This window comes from Streptomyces sp. NPDC027185, from assembly GCF_055567035.1.
The window spans coordinates 519,959-534,431 of record NZ_JBVHRF010000006.1 but is presented as its reverse complement, the minus strand read 5'-3'; the positions used below and the strand labels follow the sequence as shown (position 1 = coordinate 534,431).

General features: G+C 71.0%; 15 protein-coding genes and 1 pseudogene. 10 read left to right on the top strand and 6 right to left on the bottom strand.

Annotated features, from left to right (window positions below):
- Positions 1-78: 78 nt before the first annotated feature.
- From ACZ4M8_RS22475 to ACZ4M8_RS22450, 6 genes are all read left to right on the top strand, one after another.
- Positions 79-588, top strand: a complete 510-nt coding sequence (locus tag ACZ4M8_RS22475; protein ID WP_467609917.1) for a hypothetical protein — start codon at positions 79-81, stop codon at positions 586-588.
- Positions 585-803: a hypothetical protein gene (locus ACZ4M8_RS22470; RefSeq protein ID WP_467609915.1), complete on the top strand. Its 219-nt coding sequence runs from the start codon at positions 585-587 to the stop codon at positions 801-803. The genes ACZ4M8_RS22475 and ACZ4M8_RS22470 overlap by 4 nt, the downstream gene beginning before the upstream one ends.
- Positions 804-904: 101 nt before the next feature.
- Positions 905-1,291, top strand: coding sequence for a hypothetical protein (locus ACZ4M8_RS22465; RefSeq protein ID WP_467609913.1), 387 nt, complete (start codon positions 905-907; stop codon positions 1,289-1,291).
- Positions 1,288-2,673, top strand: coding sequence for an FtsK/SpoIIIE domain-containing protein (locus ACZ4M8_RS22460; RefSeq protein WP_467609911.1), 1,386 nt, complete (start codon positions 1,288-1,290; stop codon positions 2,671-2,673). The genes ACZ4M8_RS22465 and ACZ4M8_RS22460 overlap by 4 nt, the downstream gene beginning before the upstream one ends.
- A gap of 160 nt (positions 2,674-2,833) precedes the next feature.
- Complete coding sequence (locus ACZ4M8_RS22455) at positions 2,834-4,291, top strand: replication initiator (RefSeq protein ID WP_467609909.1); 1,458 nt, start codon at positions 2,834-2,836, stop codon at positions 4,289-4,291.
- Positions 4,288-4,455 carry a hypothetical protein gene (locus ACZ4M8_RS22450; RefSeq protein WP_467609907.1) on the top strand — a complete coding sequence of 56 codons (168 nt, stop codon included), beginning with the start codon at positions 4,288-4,290 and terminating at the stop codon, positions 4,453-4,455. Before ACZ4M8_RS22455 ends, ACZ4M8_RS22450 begins: the two co-directional genes overlap by 4 nt.
- Here ACZ4M8_RS22450 and ACZ4M8_RS22445 read toward each other — a convergent pair.
- Complete coding sequence (locus tag ACZ4M8_RS22445) at positions 4,448-6,043, bottom strand: recombinase family protein (RefSeq protein ID WP_467609906.1); 1,596 nt, start codon at positions 6,041-6,043, stop codon at positions 4,448-4,450. The two genes, ACZ4M8_RS22450 and ACZ4M8_RS22445, sit on opposite strands and share 8 nt — an antisense overlap.
- 65 nt (positions 6,044-6,108) lie before the next feature.
- On the opposite strand from ACZ4M8_RS22445, the pseudogene ACZ4M8_RS22440 reads away from it, so the two are divergent.
- A pseudogene (locus tag ACZ4M8_RS22440) lies at positions 6,109-6,501 on the top strand (RtcB family protein); the annotation flags it as partial.
- Between the two features lie 59 nt (positions 6,502-6,560).
- Here the strand turns inward: ACZ4M8_RS22440 and ACZ4M8_RS22435 are convergent.
- Positions 6,561-7,541 carry a UbiA family prenyltransferase gene (locus tag ACZ4M8_RS22435; protein ID WP_467609904.1) on the bottom strand — a complete coding sequence of 327 codons (981 nt, stop codon included), beginning with the start codon at positions 7,539-7,541 and terminating at the stop codon, positions 6,561-6,563.
- Between the two features lie 266 nt (positions 7,542-7,807).
- On the opposite strand from ACZ4M8_RS22435, the gene ACZ4M8_RS22430 reads away from it, so the two are divergent.
- The 3 genes from ACZ4M8_RS22430 (at position 7,808) to ACZ4M8_RS22420 (ending at position 10,074) form a co-directional block, all read left to right on the top strand.
- Positions 7,808-8,200: a hypothetical protein gene (locus ACZ4M8_RS22430; protein WP_467609903.1), complete on the top strand. Its 393-nt coding sequence runs from the start codon at positions 7,808-7,810 to the stop codon at positions 8,198-8,200.
- A gap of 239 nt (positions 8,201-8,439) precedes the next feature.
- Positions 8,440-8,775: a hypothetical protein gene (locus ACZ4M8_RS22425; protein WP_467609901.1), complete on the top strand. Its 336-nt coding sequence runs from the start codon at positions 8,440-8,442 to the stop codon at positions 8,773-8,775.
- Positions 8,776-9,324: 549 nt separating this feature from the next.
- A complete protein-coding gene (locus ACZ4M8_RS22420) occupies positions 9,325-10,074 on the top strand; it encodes a PP2C family protein-serine/threonine phosphatase (protein WP_467609899.1) in 750 nt (249 codons plus the stop codon).
- Positions 10,075-10,136: 62 nt separating this feature from the next.
- Here the strand turns inward: ACZ4M8_RS22420 and ACZ4M8_RS22415 are convergent, their stop codons facing one another.
- From ACZ4M8_RS22415 to ACZ4M8_RS22400, 4 genes are all read right to left on the bottom strand, one after another.
- On the bottom strand, positions 10,137-10,541 hold the full coding sequence (locus ACZ4M8_RS22415; RefSeq protein WP_467609897.1) for a peptidoglycan-binding domain-containing protein: 405 nt from the start codon (positions 10,539-10,541) through the stop codon (positions 10,137-10,139).
- A gap of 178 nt (positions 10,542-10,719) precedes the next feature.
- Positions 10,720-11,484 (bottom strand): SDR family oxidoreductase, encoded by a 765-nt coding sequence (locus ACZ4M8_RS22410; RefSeq protein ID WP_467609895.1) that lies wholly within the window; start codon positions 11,482-11,484, stop codon positions 10,720-10,722.
- Positions 11,485-11,716: 232 nt separating this feature from the next.
- A complete protein-coding gene (locus ACZ4M8_RS22405) occupies positions 11,717-12,052 on the bottom strand; it encodes a YnfA family protein (RefSeq protein ID WP_467609893.1) in 336 nt (111 codons plus the stop codon).
- A gap of 428 nt (positions 12,053-12,480) precedes the next feature.
- Positions 12,481-14,274, bottom strand: a complete 1,794-nt coding sequence (locus ACZ4M8_RS22400; RefSeq protein WP_467609891.1) for an FAD-dependent monooxygenase — start codon at positions 14,272-14,274, stop codon at positions 12,481-12,483.
- Between the last annotated feature and the right edge of the window lie 199 nt (positions 14,275-14,473).

The following is a 14,473-nucleotide window of genomic DNA, read 5'->3' as shown; positions in this document are numbered from 1 at the left end:
TGCGCGGTACAACCGTCACAACTTCTAGGGGCATTCCGCCCCGCCCTCTTCCTTCCCGCTTCCACGGTGCCGGGCTTTGTGCCCAATGTCGTGGTGCTGATCCCGTGCACCCTTTTCCGGGTGGTGCGGGCCCTTAACGAAAGGCTCCACATGCCCTTCCGGCAGATTCCCTACGCCACCGAAGACAGTGAATTCATGGCGGTCACGGCGACCGACGTGAAGATCAACATGCAGACGAACCAGCCTGCGACGGACCGCACCACAGGTGAAGTCCTCAAGACCGTCGGCCTGTTGGAGATGCGCAACGGCGCGGCCGACGTGCTGAAGGTGACCGTTCCGGCCTCGCAGATCCCCGATGACCTGGCGCTGGGCACCCACGTGCGTCCGGTCGGCCTGGTCGCCATTCCGTGGGTCCAGTCCCGCGGCAACGGCCAGCTGTCCGAAGGCATCGCCTACCGCGCCACCGCCGTCGAACGCTCCGCCCCCGCCTCCTCGCCCACGGCTGCCGTGCCCGCGTCCTCCCCGGCCGTGGCGGCTTCGGCCGTGAAGCCCTCCACCCCGATCCAGAAGACGGAGAACACCAAGTGACCGCACCCAACTCGCCCTCCACGACCGCCCGTCGCCCGGCCTACCCGGCGTATCCGGTGCCCCGCCCCGAGGAATGCGACGACCGGTTCTCGCCGGAGCTGATCGCCGACGTGGGCTGGGTCATCCGGCGCCACGGCTTCCCGGCCGTTGACGACCTGCGCGACCAGTCCGCGCTGGGGATGCACCTCTACCGCTTCCTCTACGGCGAGCGCTGACCCCACCCCACTCCCGGAGGGCCGCCCGGCCCCCACCCCTGGCTCCGGCCGGGCGGCCCGCCGCACCTCCCTCCCCACCCACTCACCGAAAGCTCCGTACGTTGCACGACTCGTCTCCCCGCTCCGCCTACCCGATACCGTCCCTGCCCGACGGTCCCGAATTCCCCCTCCTGCTGCGCGACGTGGGCCGACTCCTTCCCCGGCACGGCTTCCCCGTCATCGAGACGGAGACAGACGCTCTCCTCCTGAGCGTCGCTCTCTCCGCCTTTCTCCTCGACGATCCCGAGGACGCCCACCACGACGCTGCCGGGGATCGCTATCCGCTGCCCCCGCGTGAGGGCGATGACCTGCGGATCGTCTCGCTCGTCGGCGCGGCTGCCGACACCCTTCCCGACCATGGGTTCCCCGTGGTGCGGTCCGTCATCGACCACACCCGGCTCGCCGGAGCCCTGCACGGCTTCCTGTACCGCCAGAGGGAGGCGTCGTGACGGACCTGTCGAACGCTCCCGCGTACGTCGCGGCCGGCCTGCTCGCGCTGTTCGCCGTGGTCTGGGGAACGGTGATGTTCTACCGACTGGCCCGCTACCTCCTGGCGGACCCCATGACGCGGGCGAGCCTGCGCCTTCGGCGCCGTATCCGCCGCTCCTGGAAGCGGACGGCCCGGCTGCACAACCTGACGGTGACCGACCGGACCCCGACCACCGCCGGACAGCTCACCGCCCCCAACGGGCGCCCGGAGCCGAGGGTGATCGCCCCGGCCATCCGCACCCGCGTGGACCGCGTGGGCGTGACGATCCGGATGCGAACCCTGCCCGGCATCGGCCCCGCCGAACTCGGCGAAGCGGCCCCCTACCTGGCCGCCACCTGGAAATGCCCTCGGGTGTCCGTACAGGTCGACAAGCCCGGATGGCTGGTCCTGCGGGCCGTCCACACCGATCCCCTGACCCGGCCGGTCGACTACACCCCCACCGGCGACGCCCCGACGGGCAAAAATCTGTGGACCTGGCCGGTGGGCACGGATGAGTACGCCGCCCCCGTACTCCAGCCGCTCAACGAGGTGCCCGGCATGACGATCGGCGGACTCCCCGGATACGGGAAGACCTCGCTGATCAACTCCTTCATCGCACGCCTTGCGCCTTCGGACGCGGTGCAGTTCGCCGTGGTGGACGGCAAAGCCTCCGCCGCCGCGCAGAGCGACTACACCGACCTCGCCGACCGCCTGTTCCGCTTCGTGGGCAGCGACCTGGAAGAGGCGAATCGTTTCTTCCGCGAGATGGTGGACCTGCACGCCCGCCGCACCGAGCACTCCCGCGCCATGCTGGGCACCCAGAACATGTGGCAGGTCGGCCCCTCGGCCACCTGGCCATGGCTGGTGCTCGTCATCGACGAGGCGTACACCTTCTTCCGCGAGCAAAAGGGCAGCGACCCGCAGACGAAGAAGCGCGCAGCGCTCGCAGCGGAAAACGTGCGGCTCGTCGAACACCTGGTACGCCAGGGACGTAGCGCGGGCATCCTGGTCATCCTCGCCACCCAGAAGGTCACCGGCGACGCGCTGCCCACGTCGATCCGGGACGTCTGCTCCGTCAGCCTCTCCTTCGCGCAGCGCACGACCGACGCGGCCGTGGCGGCGCTGGGGGAGGACATCCGCAACTGGCCGGACGCCAGCCCGCTCCTGCTCCAGGACCCCGAATACGTCGGCGTGGCGTCGATGCTCACGCCCAAGCGGGTCGGATTCCTCCGCGTCCGAACCCCCTACCTGTCGGCTGCCGACGCCGGGCGCATCGCACGGGAAACCGCCCACCTCACCCGCGACCCGGCAACGCTCCTGCCCCCGCCTCCACAGGGCGCGGACTTCGCCAAAGCCGCCTGATACACGGCAAGTTCACCACCCGGGAGACGCGCCGGTGAGACCCGCACCGCCCGCGCCAGCCGACTCCATCCCGCCCTGACCGCCCTCGTGGCCGGTCGCCCCGAGCACCGCACGCCCACGGCTGCTCGGGGCGGCCCGCCCCGCCCCCGAGGACCCGCCCATGCACACCCACCACAACCCCCGCCACGGCACCTCGCCCGCCGTGCGGGACCTGCTTCACCTCGCCGCCCACCCCGACTTCGACCGCACCCGCGCCCAGGTCGAACGCCTCGGCGGCTGCTCTCGCCCCATCGCCCTCGTCGGCAAGACCACCACCCACCACGCCACCACCGGAGAAGTGCTCCACGCCTTCACCACCGCCGACGAACCCACCGGCCGCCTGCTGCTCCCCTGCGGCAACCGGCGCGCCACCCGCTGCCCGGCCTGCTCCCGCGTCTACGCCGCCGACACCTACCACCTCATCCACGCCGGACTCTGCGGCGGCAAAACCGTCCCCGAAACCGTCGCCACCCACCCCCGCGTGTTCGCCACCCTCACCGCCCCCGGCTTCGGCCCCGTCCACAACCGCCCCACCACCCCCGCCGAGGCCCGCCGCCCGTGCCGCTGCGGCACCCACCACACCCACGACGATCCGGCGCTGGGCACCCCGCTCGACCCGCTGACCTACGACTACTGCGGCGCCGTGCTCTTCAACGCCCATGCCGGCGCCCTGTGGGCACGCTTCACCACCTACCTCCGCCGCGAGATCGCCGCCCGCGCCGCACTGCCCCAACGCTCCCTCGCCGACCACCTACGCCTGTCGTTCGCCAAGGTCGCCGAATACCAAAAGCGCGGCATCGTCCACTTCCACGCGGTCATCCGCCTCGACGGCCCCGACGGCAACACCGAACGCCCGCCCTCCTGGGCAACCGCCGCCCTCCTCGCCGAAGCGATCCCGGCCGCCGCCGCCCGTGTCCGCCTCACCGTCGCCTCCGACACCGTCGGAGACCGCGAACTGACCTGGGGCGACCAGATCGACGTACGCGAGATAGCCCCCGCCACCACCGACGCACCCCTAACCGATCGGGGCGTCGCCGCCTACGTCGCCAAGTACGCCACCAAGGGCGCCGAAGCCACCGGCACCATCGACCGGCCCCTCTACTGCGCCCCCTGCCAGGGACGCGGCGCCACCACCACACCCACCGGCCACCGGACCGAATGCCCCGACTGCGCCGGAACCGGCCTCGCCGAACCGCCCGCTTCCCTCCCTGTCACCCGGCACGTTCGGCAGCTCCTCCACACCTGCTGGAGCCTCGGCCAACGCCCCGAGTTCGCCCACCTCAACCTCTGGAAGTGGGCCCACATGCTCGGCCATCGCGGCCACTTCTCCACCAAATCCCGCCGCTACTCCACCACCCTCGGCGCCCTCCGCACCGCCCGCCGCACCCACGCCACCGAACAAGCCCGCGCCCGCAACGGCCACCCCACCTACGACCACACCGAAACCCTCGTCCTCTCCGACTGGCGCTACCTCGCCACCGGCTACAGCCCCGGCGAAGAATTCCTCGCCGAGACCGTTCGAGGGCAACGGGCCGCCGCACTCCAGCTCAAGCACGAAGGAGAGGGGCGACCGCGATGACCGCAAACGAATCGGCGGCCACCCCGAGTACTACCGGGATGGCCGCCGACGACCTGACTGCGGAAGAGAGGGAATGGGGCTCCAAGTGGCTGGAGCGTTCCCCTGAGTGGAGCGCCGAGAAGTGGAGCAGCATCGGCCACGTTCTCGGCGTGCGGTTCAGCTAGAGGTTTCCGCCTTCCACACCGGAATGATCGTGCCCGGGTCGAACTTGTGAGACCCCTTCACGCCCGGAAGGACGATCACGGCTTCCAAGGCGTCGAAGATGACTGTCCGCTTCTGCTGTAGGTCCATGTCCTTCCACTGGGCCCGAACATCCGTGACCTCGTTCCGCAAGGTCTCCTGCCGGGCGGCCCACCCCTTCCGCTCGTTGCTGAGGCGCTTGATCTCCGCCTCTTCCTTCTTCAGCAGAGCGAAGAACGTGGAGTCGCTGATCTCCTCGGCGTGCCACTGCTCCTCCAGCGCGGTCTTCCTGCGCTGTGCGGCATCGAGCTGCGGTTCGTCGGCCCATGTCTCCTCGACCGGCTGACGCTCCGCGTCCCGCTTCTCCAGCTTGGCCAGTACGAGCTGCGTGATCAGCTTGTCGATGGCCGGGCCCTGGCGGCTCAGCCTGTCGCAGCCCCCGTCCAGCACGGCCCGGCAACGGTACGCGTGCGTCTTTCGGGCGGGGGCTCCGTTCATCTTGGTATGGCATGTCCGCCCGTCCTCCAGCTTCTTTCCGCACCGCAGTAGCCCGGTCAGCAGGTACTTGCGTGGCGTCCGCTTCCCGTCGCCCGAACCGTCCCAGCCACCCGCATTACGCCTCTGCTCCAGCAGGGTGGTGACCGCGTACCACTCCTTGGGAGTGACGATCGGCTCCCACTTACCGACGACGGGGTTGCCCTCGGAGTCGGTCACCAGCTCGCCGTTCAGCTTCCGGTAGCCGCAGATGCGAGGGTTGCGCAGGATCTGCTTGACGGTCTGGAGCTGCCAGCTGTTGCCCATTGTGGTCGTGACACCGGAGCCGACGAAGTTCCACGTCACCGTGGTGATGCTCTTTCCTGCCAGCAGGTCCTTGACCCCCTGGCGGACAACCCTCGCCTCGTCCGGGCGCAGCGTGAGCTTGTCCGCGTTCCAGCCGAAGGGGCGGCGCCCCGATACCGGCTCACCGCGCTCCGCACGGGCGAGATGGTTGAGGCGTGCCCTTCGCTTCTTCTTTTTCGTCTCCGAGCGGGACGCCGCGACGCCGAGAAGTCCCCGGTACTCCGCTCCGTCTCCGTAGAGGTCGTGGCGTCCGGTGTCGTCCGCGTAGACCCTGCCGGGGTGCGCGGTGAACGAGTCCACGAACCGCTCGTAGGCGTAGGCGCCCCGGTACAGACGGTCGTCGGCTACGCACACCACGCCGTCTACGGGAAAGCCGTTCTCCGTGGTGCCACGTTCCAGCGCGTCGATCATGCTGTCGAAGTCGGCTCGGACCACGTCCGCCTTGGACGCCGACTTGTCGTTGTCGATGTAGTGGTGGACGACCACGGCCCGGATTCCCGAGGCGATCCGGCCGCAGTGCCGCGTCTGGTCCTCCACGCCGTGACCGTCGCGCTTGTGGGCGTCGTCGGATATCCGGCAGTACGCCACCACCAGGCGCCAACCATCGGCCCGGAGGGCCTTGGCCTCCTCCAGGCCCGGGGCGTTGTCCGGAGCCCCGCGTAGGCGGCTGACCAGCTGTTCCACCTCTGCCGCGCTGAGTTTCCTCTTCGGTTGTTCCGCTGCCAACGTCAAGATCGATTCCACTTCGTACGGCGAGGCTCATCTGTTCGAGCCTCATATGAAGTTAGCAGTGTTGCTGCCACCACAACTACGTCAGCGAGGAGCGGTACGAGGGCCTGGACCTGCTGGTGACCCGTAAGGGCGCCATCCGCGCGGGCAGCGGCGAGTACGGCATCATCCCCGGCTCGATGGGCACCGAGTCGTACATCGTCCGTGGTCTGGGCAACGAGAAGTCCTTCAACTCCGCCTCGCACGGCGCCGGCCGGAAGATGAGCCGGAACGCCGCGAAGAAGCGCTTCTCGACGAAGGACCTGGAGGAGCAGACCGCGGGTGTGGAGTGCCGTAAGGACTCCGGTGTGGTGGACGAGATCCCGGGCGCGTACAAGCCGATCGGCAAGGTCATCGAGCAGCAGCGGGATCTGGTGCAGGTGGTCGCGAAGCTGAAGCAGGTTGTCTGCGTCAAGGGGTGAGGAGCAGGCTGCCCGGTCGCCCGGGTGGTGGGAGACGGGGCGGCTCGCGTCCGCCCCGGTCAGCCGGTGCTGATGTTGAGTACCGCGAGGACGGGCCAGCCCAGGCGGTACAGGTGCCAGAAGTGGCGGTGCGCGGTGCGGGCGTCGCGGGTCGTGCGGTACGAGCGGGCCGCGGCGGTCCGCACCGCGGCCAGCGGTGTCAGTACGGCGGCCGACCACCACGGCGCCGGGGACGTGCCGATCACGGTGAGGGTCAGGAGCAGGTCCGATGTGGCGAGGGCGGCCAGATAGCCGCGGTTGCCGCGCGGTCCGAGCGCGGTGGCCGCGGTCGCCCGGCCGCCGGCCCGGTCGCCGACGACGTCGGCCGAGTTGGCGTACGAGCTCAAGGTGACGTGCCAGACCCCCACCAGGAACGCCTGGGCCAGCAGGTTCGCGGACGGCATCCGGCAGGCGTCCGGCGCGCCCCCGAGCCACGCCGGGGCCAGGACCAGCGCCACCGAGAAGTAGACGAGCAGGGCTTCCCCCCAACCGTGGTAGCTCAGCCGGAGCCCCCAGGAGTACTGCGGGGCGCAGCAGGTCAGCGCGGCGAGCAGCGCGACCACGGCCACCGGTCGGCAGGCCGCCGCCGCCAGCACACCGCACCACAGCAGCGCACCGGCGAGCCAGGCGGTGTACGCGCACCGGGCCGCCTGCCGCGGTGAGATCAGTCCGGACAGCAGGGGCTTGCGCGTCGGATCCCGGAAATCGTGCGGGCCCCCGTAGTTGGCGGCGTCACTGCCGTCACGGTGCCCGTGCAGGTCGTCCAGGACGACGGTCGCCACGAAGAGGCAGGCAGCGGCCGCGAGTTCGGCACCTGCCAGGGGCGCGCTGCCGGGTGCGGCCCACGCGGTACGGGGCACGGCGGAAAGCCCGACGGCCACCGGCGCGGCGAAGATGCTCAACGAGTCCACCTTGAGCAGCCCCGCCCATGCCCGGAAGAGTCGCCGCACCGGAAGGTGCCCGGTCGGACGGCCGCCGCGCACCACATCGTCCTGGGTCATGGCCTGTCCAACGGCGCCCGCGCAGGCCGGACACGCCGGGACCGGCCCGATGTCCGGCCCAGAAGCGGGCCCCGCGGGAGCGACGCGGCCCTCGCCGCTCCCCGGGCGGGCTCCCCCGGGGAGGCGTTCTACTACATGTCTGTAGTAAGAAGGGGGAGCGGGTGATGTCACGTCAGTTCATCGGGGATTCGGTACGGCTGACGGGGCGTTGCGCTGCCCGCACATGCCGAATCGCCATACACAGGGGAGAAGTTATGACAGACCGAATGCGGCGTACGCGATTCGCGGCGAGCGCCTTGGCGGGCTGTGTGTCGCTGCTTGCGCTGGCGGCCTCGCCGGCCGCCGCTTCGGCGGAGGGGTGCACCGGGAACCCCGGTTCCACCGACGGCTCGGGCTCCGTCTGCCTCAACGTCAAGGGGACCAAACTCAAGGTCAACAAATTCACCCTCGACAAGCAGTCGAACAACCGCGCCTGGAAGGACAAGCCGGTCATCACCGCGGGGAAATGGAAGTGGACGGGTAAGACCGTCAGCGCCCGGCGCGTCGAGAACAAGAAGGTCAGCAAAACCATCAACAAGAGCTTCCCCAACAACACCCGGATGTGCGGATACTGGAGCAAGTACCCGGGCACCAAGGCGTGCATCACGATCCACAAATGATCCGGTGCTCTTGACCGGAATATGATCCGGTACTCTTGCCTGGCGGTGGGTGGGCCGCACCCTTACGGGGTGATTCCCGCCCACTCGCCGCCAGGTGCACGGAGCAGGTGGAACGAGGAGGGCGGATGCCGACAGCGCGGAGGAGTGCGACGCCGACGACGCAGCCCCGGGAGGTCAGGCGAAAAAGCAGCCGCCTCCTTCTCCCGCTCGGTCTCGCCGTGTTCGCGGGGTGGATCGCCGTGGTGGTCGTCGGCATCGCACGGGAGCCCGACCCGGGAGCGCCCTCACCGCAGAAACTCGCCTCCGGTGTGGAGGAAGATCTGCGGAAAGGTGACGCGGAGAACCTCGCCCGTTACCTCGACGGTGACGGCGCCGACGCCTACGCCAAAACACTGGTCGGCAAGGTGAAGGATTCCGGGGAATCCCCGGAGATCACCGTTTCCCACCCGAATGAAAAGCAGGTACAACTGCACGCGCCGCATCTCTGCATGACCTGGGATGTGGAAAAGAGCGACGGGCGCTTCTTCCTCGACCCCGTTCCGCCGGTGGCGCCGGTGCCGTGCTCGGCCCGTTGAATTATTCGGCGCGCTGAATTTTTCCGTGGATTTTTTCTCGGAATTATCGGGAGAGTTCTTCGGGGGATTCTCCGTGGGGCGAAGTTTGTGTGGCCGAAGTGCCGAAGTGCCGAAGTGCCGAAGTGTCGAAGTGCTGAAGTTCCGGGCTTCCGAGACATCGGAGGCTGGATTTGTTTGAATTCCGGCGGGATGTCGGGCGAGGTGTTCGTACGCCGGAACGCTGACGTGCTGAAGTCGATGCGCTGAATTCGGTTCCCCGGCCCCGTCGGCCTTCCCGGCGCCCCGTCGCGTCCCGTACCGGCCTCCGCTCCCCGTCCTCGCCTCGTCCCGTACCGGCCTCCGCTCCCCGTCCTCGCCTCGTCCCGTACCGGCCTCCGCTCCCCGTCCTCGCCTCGTCCCGTACCGGCCTCCGCCTCCGCCCCCCTTCGCTCGCCGGGCGCGGGCGCCGGTCCCGGGCACACAATGGAGGGGAGGCGTGCGGCAGGCGCGTCTCGGGGTAGCAGCGATGCCGAGGCGGCCCGGTCGGGGCGGGCGGCGGGGAGTGTGCCGATGCGGTACGTCACCGTGACCGCGCTGAGCCACACGGGGCTGGTCCGCGAGCAGAACGAGGACAGTCTGGTGGCCGGCCCCTGGACGCTCTGCGGAACCGTCACCGAGAACCCCCAGACCCTCGTCTTCCCGCTCGGCCACCCCCTGGTCGTGGCGGTCGCCGACGGTATCGGCGGCCAGCCCGGCGGAGAGGTCGCCAGCGAGCTGACTGTACGTCAACTCTCCATGTCCAGCGCCTCATTGGACTCGGAGGAGGCGCTGCGTGATGCGCTGGACGTCTGCAACCGCGCGGTCTACGACGCCGCCGACCGCAACCGCGCCCTGGCCACCATGGGCACCACCGTCGCCGGTGTGGTCGCCCTGGCCGACTCCGTCCTCGCCTTCAATGTCGGCGACAGCCGGGTGCTCGCCGCCGGACCGGACGGGCTGCGGCGGCTCAGCACCGACGACAACCCGCCGCTCTCCCAGGGCCGCCGTACCACCTCGCTCCTCACCCAGTCGCTGGGCGGCGGACTGCGCTTCACCCCCGTCGTCCCGCATGTCGCGACCGTCCCGCACACCCCCGACGCGCGGTACCTGATCTGCACCGACGGCCTCACCGACCCCGTACCGGAGGACGAGATCGACGACGTGCTGTGCCGGTACGCGAACGACAACAGCAAGGCCGCGTTCACGCTGTGGAAGGCCGCCATCGAGGCGGGCGGACCGGACAACATCACCCTCGCGCTGATCGGCATCGGGCTGGACTGACCGGCCCCGGACAGCCGTAAGGGCCGCCCGGAGACGGCCCTTACGGGTGGGGCGGGAAGGAATCAGGCGGCGACGGTACCGGCGTGGTACAGCGCGTTCCAGGTCTCGGGGGTCACGGCGCCGTCCGGCACCAGACCGTAGTTCCGCTGGAAGTTGACGATGGCCACGAGGGTGGGGGCGTCGAAGGTGCCGCTGAGACGGTTCCAGCCCAGGTACTTGCGGTTGGCCAGCAGGCACTGGATCTGCGACACGCGGTCGCCCTGGTCGCCGAAGGAGGTGGTCTGCCGGCCTTCGTAGAACGCGCAGGCGGCCGGGCCGTCCACGACGTTGTCGCCCATGGCGGCGAAGGCCGGACCGGCGGAGACACCGGCGGTCAGCGCGCCTGCGGCGACGGTCAGTACGGCGGCGCGCTTGAGGGCGCGGCCGGAACGGCGGATACGGGGGAGAGGGTTACGGAAGGTACTCACCCTTCTCCCCGTTCCCCGCGACGCGGATTCCATGTGGCCCACCAGGGCCCGATGTTGATCTTCATGGTGATCTTTCTGTGGGCGGGATGTGTGGGCGCGGTGAGCGGTCGCCGCGCCGCCCCGCAGCGCCCTCCGGAACGCCGCCCGACGGCGTCCCGGGTGCCCCGGCGCGCCGGTCTCAGGAGGTGCGGTGGACCTTGGAGTTGGACGCCTGGGCGCGCGGCCGGACCACCAGCAGATCGATGTTGACGTGGGACGGGCGGGTGACGGCCCAGGTGATCGTGGCGGCGACGTCATCGGCGTCGAGCGGCTCGGCCACTCCCTCGTACACCTTCGCCGCCTTCGCGGTGTCGCCCCGGAAGCGGGTGGTCGCGAACTCCTCCGTCTTCACCATGCCGGGTGCGATCTCGATGACGCGGACGGGCTGCCCGCACAGCTCCAGCCGGAGCGTCTCGGCGAGGACGTGCTCACCGTGCTTGGCGGCGACGTACCCGCCGCCGCCCTCGTACGTGCCGTGCCCGGCGGTGGAGGAGACGACCACGACGGTGCCGTCACCGGACGCGGTCAGCGCGGGCAGCAGCGCCTGAGTGATGTGGAGCGTGCCGAGGACGTTGACCTCGTACATGGCACGCCAGTCCGCCGGATCACCGGTGGCCACCGGGTCGGCGCCGAGGGCGCCCCCGGCATTGTTGACGAGCACGTCGCAGCGGCCGAGGGAGGCGGCGAACGCGTCGACGGCCGCCCGGTCGGTGACGTCGAGCACGTATGCCTCGGCGTCCGGGAGCGTGGCGGCCAGCTTCTCGATACGGTCCCGGCGGCGCGCGGTGAGCACGACGCGGTACCCGGCGTCGGCCAGCTGCCGCGCGGTGGCGGCGCCGATACCGCTGCTGGCTCCGGTGACGACGGCGGTACGGACGCCTGCGGTGCGCTCCTCGGCGGTCATGCGCTCTCCTCGGGACGGGGCGGAGACACCCGCCGCGACGACGGGCGCCCGGTGCGCCACCCAGGATAGGCGGCACGATCTTGGACGAAACGCGGTGCGGCGAGCGGCAGCGGGAGCAGCGGGGGGGGGAGGGCGGCACCTGGCCGCTTGAGGGGCCCATGGGAGGTGTGGGGGCGGGCGGTCGGGGTTGGCTGGGGTTGGGGCCCGGGTTGTCACGTCGGTCCCGGAGGGGTCAGCGGTTTCGGGGGGCGTACATGATCACGGCCATGCCGGCCAGGCAGATGAGGGCGCCGGTGATGTCCCAGCGGTCGGGCCGGTAGCCGTCGGCGGCCATGCCCCAGGCGAGGGAGCCCGCGACGAATACCCCGCCGTACGCGGCCAGAATGCGCCCGAACTCGGCATCCGGCTGCAACGTCGCGGCGAAGCCGTAGACGCCCAGCGCGATGACGCCCGCACCGATCCACAGCCAGCCTTTGTGCTCCCGCACGCCTTGCCAGACGAGCCACGCCCCGCCGATCTCGAAGAGCGCGGCAAGAACGAACAGCAAGACGGAACGGGCGATCACCATGCGCCCCAGCGTAGAAGCACCGCCTTTCCACGCCGCTCGGGCGAGTGATGGACGCCGGGAAGCGACGCCGACCGGAGGAGAGGGGAGGGAAGGAAAGAGGCGGGGCGAGGAAGGGGGGGAGAAGGGGCCGTGTGGGCCGTACCGTCTGGCATCTCCTTTCGGTGTGGCGTTTTCCGGGGTCGGCGGCCGGTGTTCGGCGGCCGTTGCCCGGCGGTCCGGGGCAGGGCATGGCGGTCGGTAACCCGATAGCCGGGGCCGGCGAGCGGCGGCCACCGGTCGGCGACCTGCACCGGCCGGGCCGAGGCGGTGCCTGATCCGAGGCCGCCGCACCGCACCGAGGCAACCCCCAGGCTCTCGCGGAGGGCGGCGGCCGGAGGAGAGGCCCGACCCGGAAACGGACTCCACGGCCGCTTGCCCCACCCGGACGATCAGGCCGCAGCCGGCCCGGGGGCGTGGCGAGCGGTGCGATCGGTGGCTTGGGCGGAGGGCCGGTCGTCGGTGGGGAGGGGCGCTCCCGTCCAGCGTCGGAGCGCGTCCCGGAGGGCCGGGGCGCGGGTCGCCGGGTCGGTCGCGTCGTCGGCCCAGGCTATGTAGCCGTCGGGGCGGACGAGCAGGGCGGTGCGGCGGTCGCTGCGCCAGGAAGTGGTGGTCAGACGGTCGCTCGGGGCGTCCGGCGTTTCGTCGGGCGGGGTGATGAGGACGAAGGTGCCGCGGCGCAACAGGGCGTAGAGGCGGTCGCCGTCGGCCAGGTGGAGATCGGGGGCGCGGCGGCCGGTCAGCGGGTGGGCTCTGCGGGGCGCCGGATAGGAGAGGGCGAGACCGGAGAGCTGGCGGACGGCGCCCCGGGCGAGCGGCGGGACGTGGTTGACGAACTGCGCCACAGCCGCCCGCGCGGCGCGCTGCGGCGGGGTGTGCAGCTGAGCGAGGCGGAGCAGGGCGCCGCTGGTGCGCAGCACCGCCGCGCCGACCGGGTGCCGCTCGGCCTGGTAGCTGTCCAGCAGGGAGTCCGGGGCGTGGCCGTGGAGGACGGAGGCGAGCTTCCAGCTGAGGTTGGCGGCGTCCTGGAGACCGGTGTTCATGCCCTGACCGCCCGCGGGGGAGTGGACGTGCGCGGCGTCGCCCGCGAGGAACGCCCGGCCGATGCGGTAGGAGGGGACCTGCCGCTCATCGCTGTGGATACGGGAGATCCAGCGGGCGTCGTGCATGCCGTAATCGGTGCCGAAGGCGAGCCGGGTGAGGGTGCGGACCTCGTCCAGGTCGGCGGGCGTGTCCTCGGCGGGCTGGTGGTGGGGGCTCCAGCCCGTGACGCGGTACCAGCCGTCGCCGAACGAACCGATGAGGGCGACGGCGTCGCGGGTGGCCTTGAGGGTGAACGGGTGCGGCGGGGGCTGCGCCAGCCGCACATCGGCGAGGATCAGGGAGTTGAGCACGGAGCGGCCGGGGAACGGCACCCCGAGCGCGGTGCGGACCGTGCTGTGGACCCCGTCCGTGCCGACGAGGTAGGCGGCGCGGAGGCGGTGTATCCCCGCGGCGTCGCGGACGCGGACCGTCACCCCGGACGAGTCCTGCCGGACGTCCTCCACCGCGGAGTCGTACCGGAAGGTGACCCCCGCCTCACGGGCGCGCCGGATCAGCAGCCGCTCCACCTCGTACTGCGGGATGGCGAGGACGAAGGGGAAGCGTGACCGCAACCGGCTCGCGTTGACGGTGACGCCGCCGAAGAGCCGCAGCTGCCGCAGCGGATGGCCGGCGGCGACGAGCGCGTCCGCGAGACCGCGGGCGTCGAGCTGCTCCAGGGTGCGGGCATGGACCACCAGGGCACGGGTGAGGTTGCTGACGGTCTCCGGGCGGCGCTCCAGGAGCGTCACCCGCACCCCCGCCTCGGCGAGGTCCCCCGCCAGCAGCAGCCCCGTCGGCCCTGCCCCGACGACCAGCACCTCGGCCGGGACGTCGGCGGATCCGGGACCGGAGGGCGCGGTGTTCCCCTGCTGCACCGCGTCTCCCGCCCCCTTCTCCCCCTCGGCCCCGACCGCTTCCCGCCCGGCCGCACCGCCCCGCGCCGCCGGGTGCGGTGGCTCGCCCGCGACGTCCGGCCTCTCCGCGCCGGCCCGGCCACGGGCACCCGCCGGTGCCTGGGCGACCGCGGGGTCCGCCGCGTCTCTCAGCACGTCCGCGCGCTCCGCGCCCGACCCCGTACCGGATGTGTCGTGCATGCCGTTCATGGCCGCCTCCCCGTGCCACACGTACTGCCCAACCTGATGCGACCGACGTGCTGCTGGCGGTGCGGGACGCCTCCTAGGTGACCTACGCGGCCGACCGGCGGTGGCGCTCCGACATCATTGCCAACACTTGTTGGTCAACGCTTGTTGGCAAGCGTACGTCCGCCACGGCCGCCGAGTCAACGGTTGTGGGCAAAGGGAT

Coding starts and splice junctions, on each gene's coding strand:
- ACZ4M8_RS22430 (WP_467609903.1), top strand. CDS start 7,808: ATGCGGCGTACGCGATTCGCGGCGAGCGCCTTGGCGGGCTGTGTGTCG.
- ACZ4M8_RS22455 (WP_467609909.1), top strand. CDS start 2,834: ATGCACACCCACCACAACCCCCGCCACGGCACCTCGCCCGCCGTGCGG.
- ACZ4M8_RS22405 (WP_467609893.1), bottom strand. CDS start 12,052: ATGGTGATCGCCCGTTCCGTCTTGCTGTTCGTTCTTGCCGCGCTCTTC.
- ACZ4M8_RS22410 (WP_467609895.1), bottom strand. CDS start 11,484: ATGACCGCCGAGGAGCGCACCGCAGGCGTCCGTACCGCCGTCGTCACC.
- ACZ4M8_RS22450 (WP_467609907.1), top strand. CDS start 4,288: ATGACCGCAAACGAATCGGCGGCCACCCCGAGTACTACCGGGATGGCC.
- ACZ4M8_RS22420 (WP_467609899.1), top strand. CDS start 9,325: ATGCGGTACGTCACCGTGACCGCGCTGAGCCACACGGGGCTGGTCCGC.
- ACZ4M8_RS22400 (WP_467609891.1), bottom strand. CDS start 14,274: ATGAACGGCATGCACGACACATCCGGTACGGGGTCGGGCGCGGAGCGC.
- ACZ4M8_RS22435 (WP_467609904.1), bottom strand. CDS start 7,541: ATGACCCAGGACGATGTGGTGCGCGGCGGCCGTCCGACCGGGCACCTT.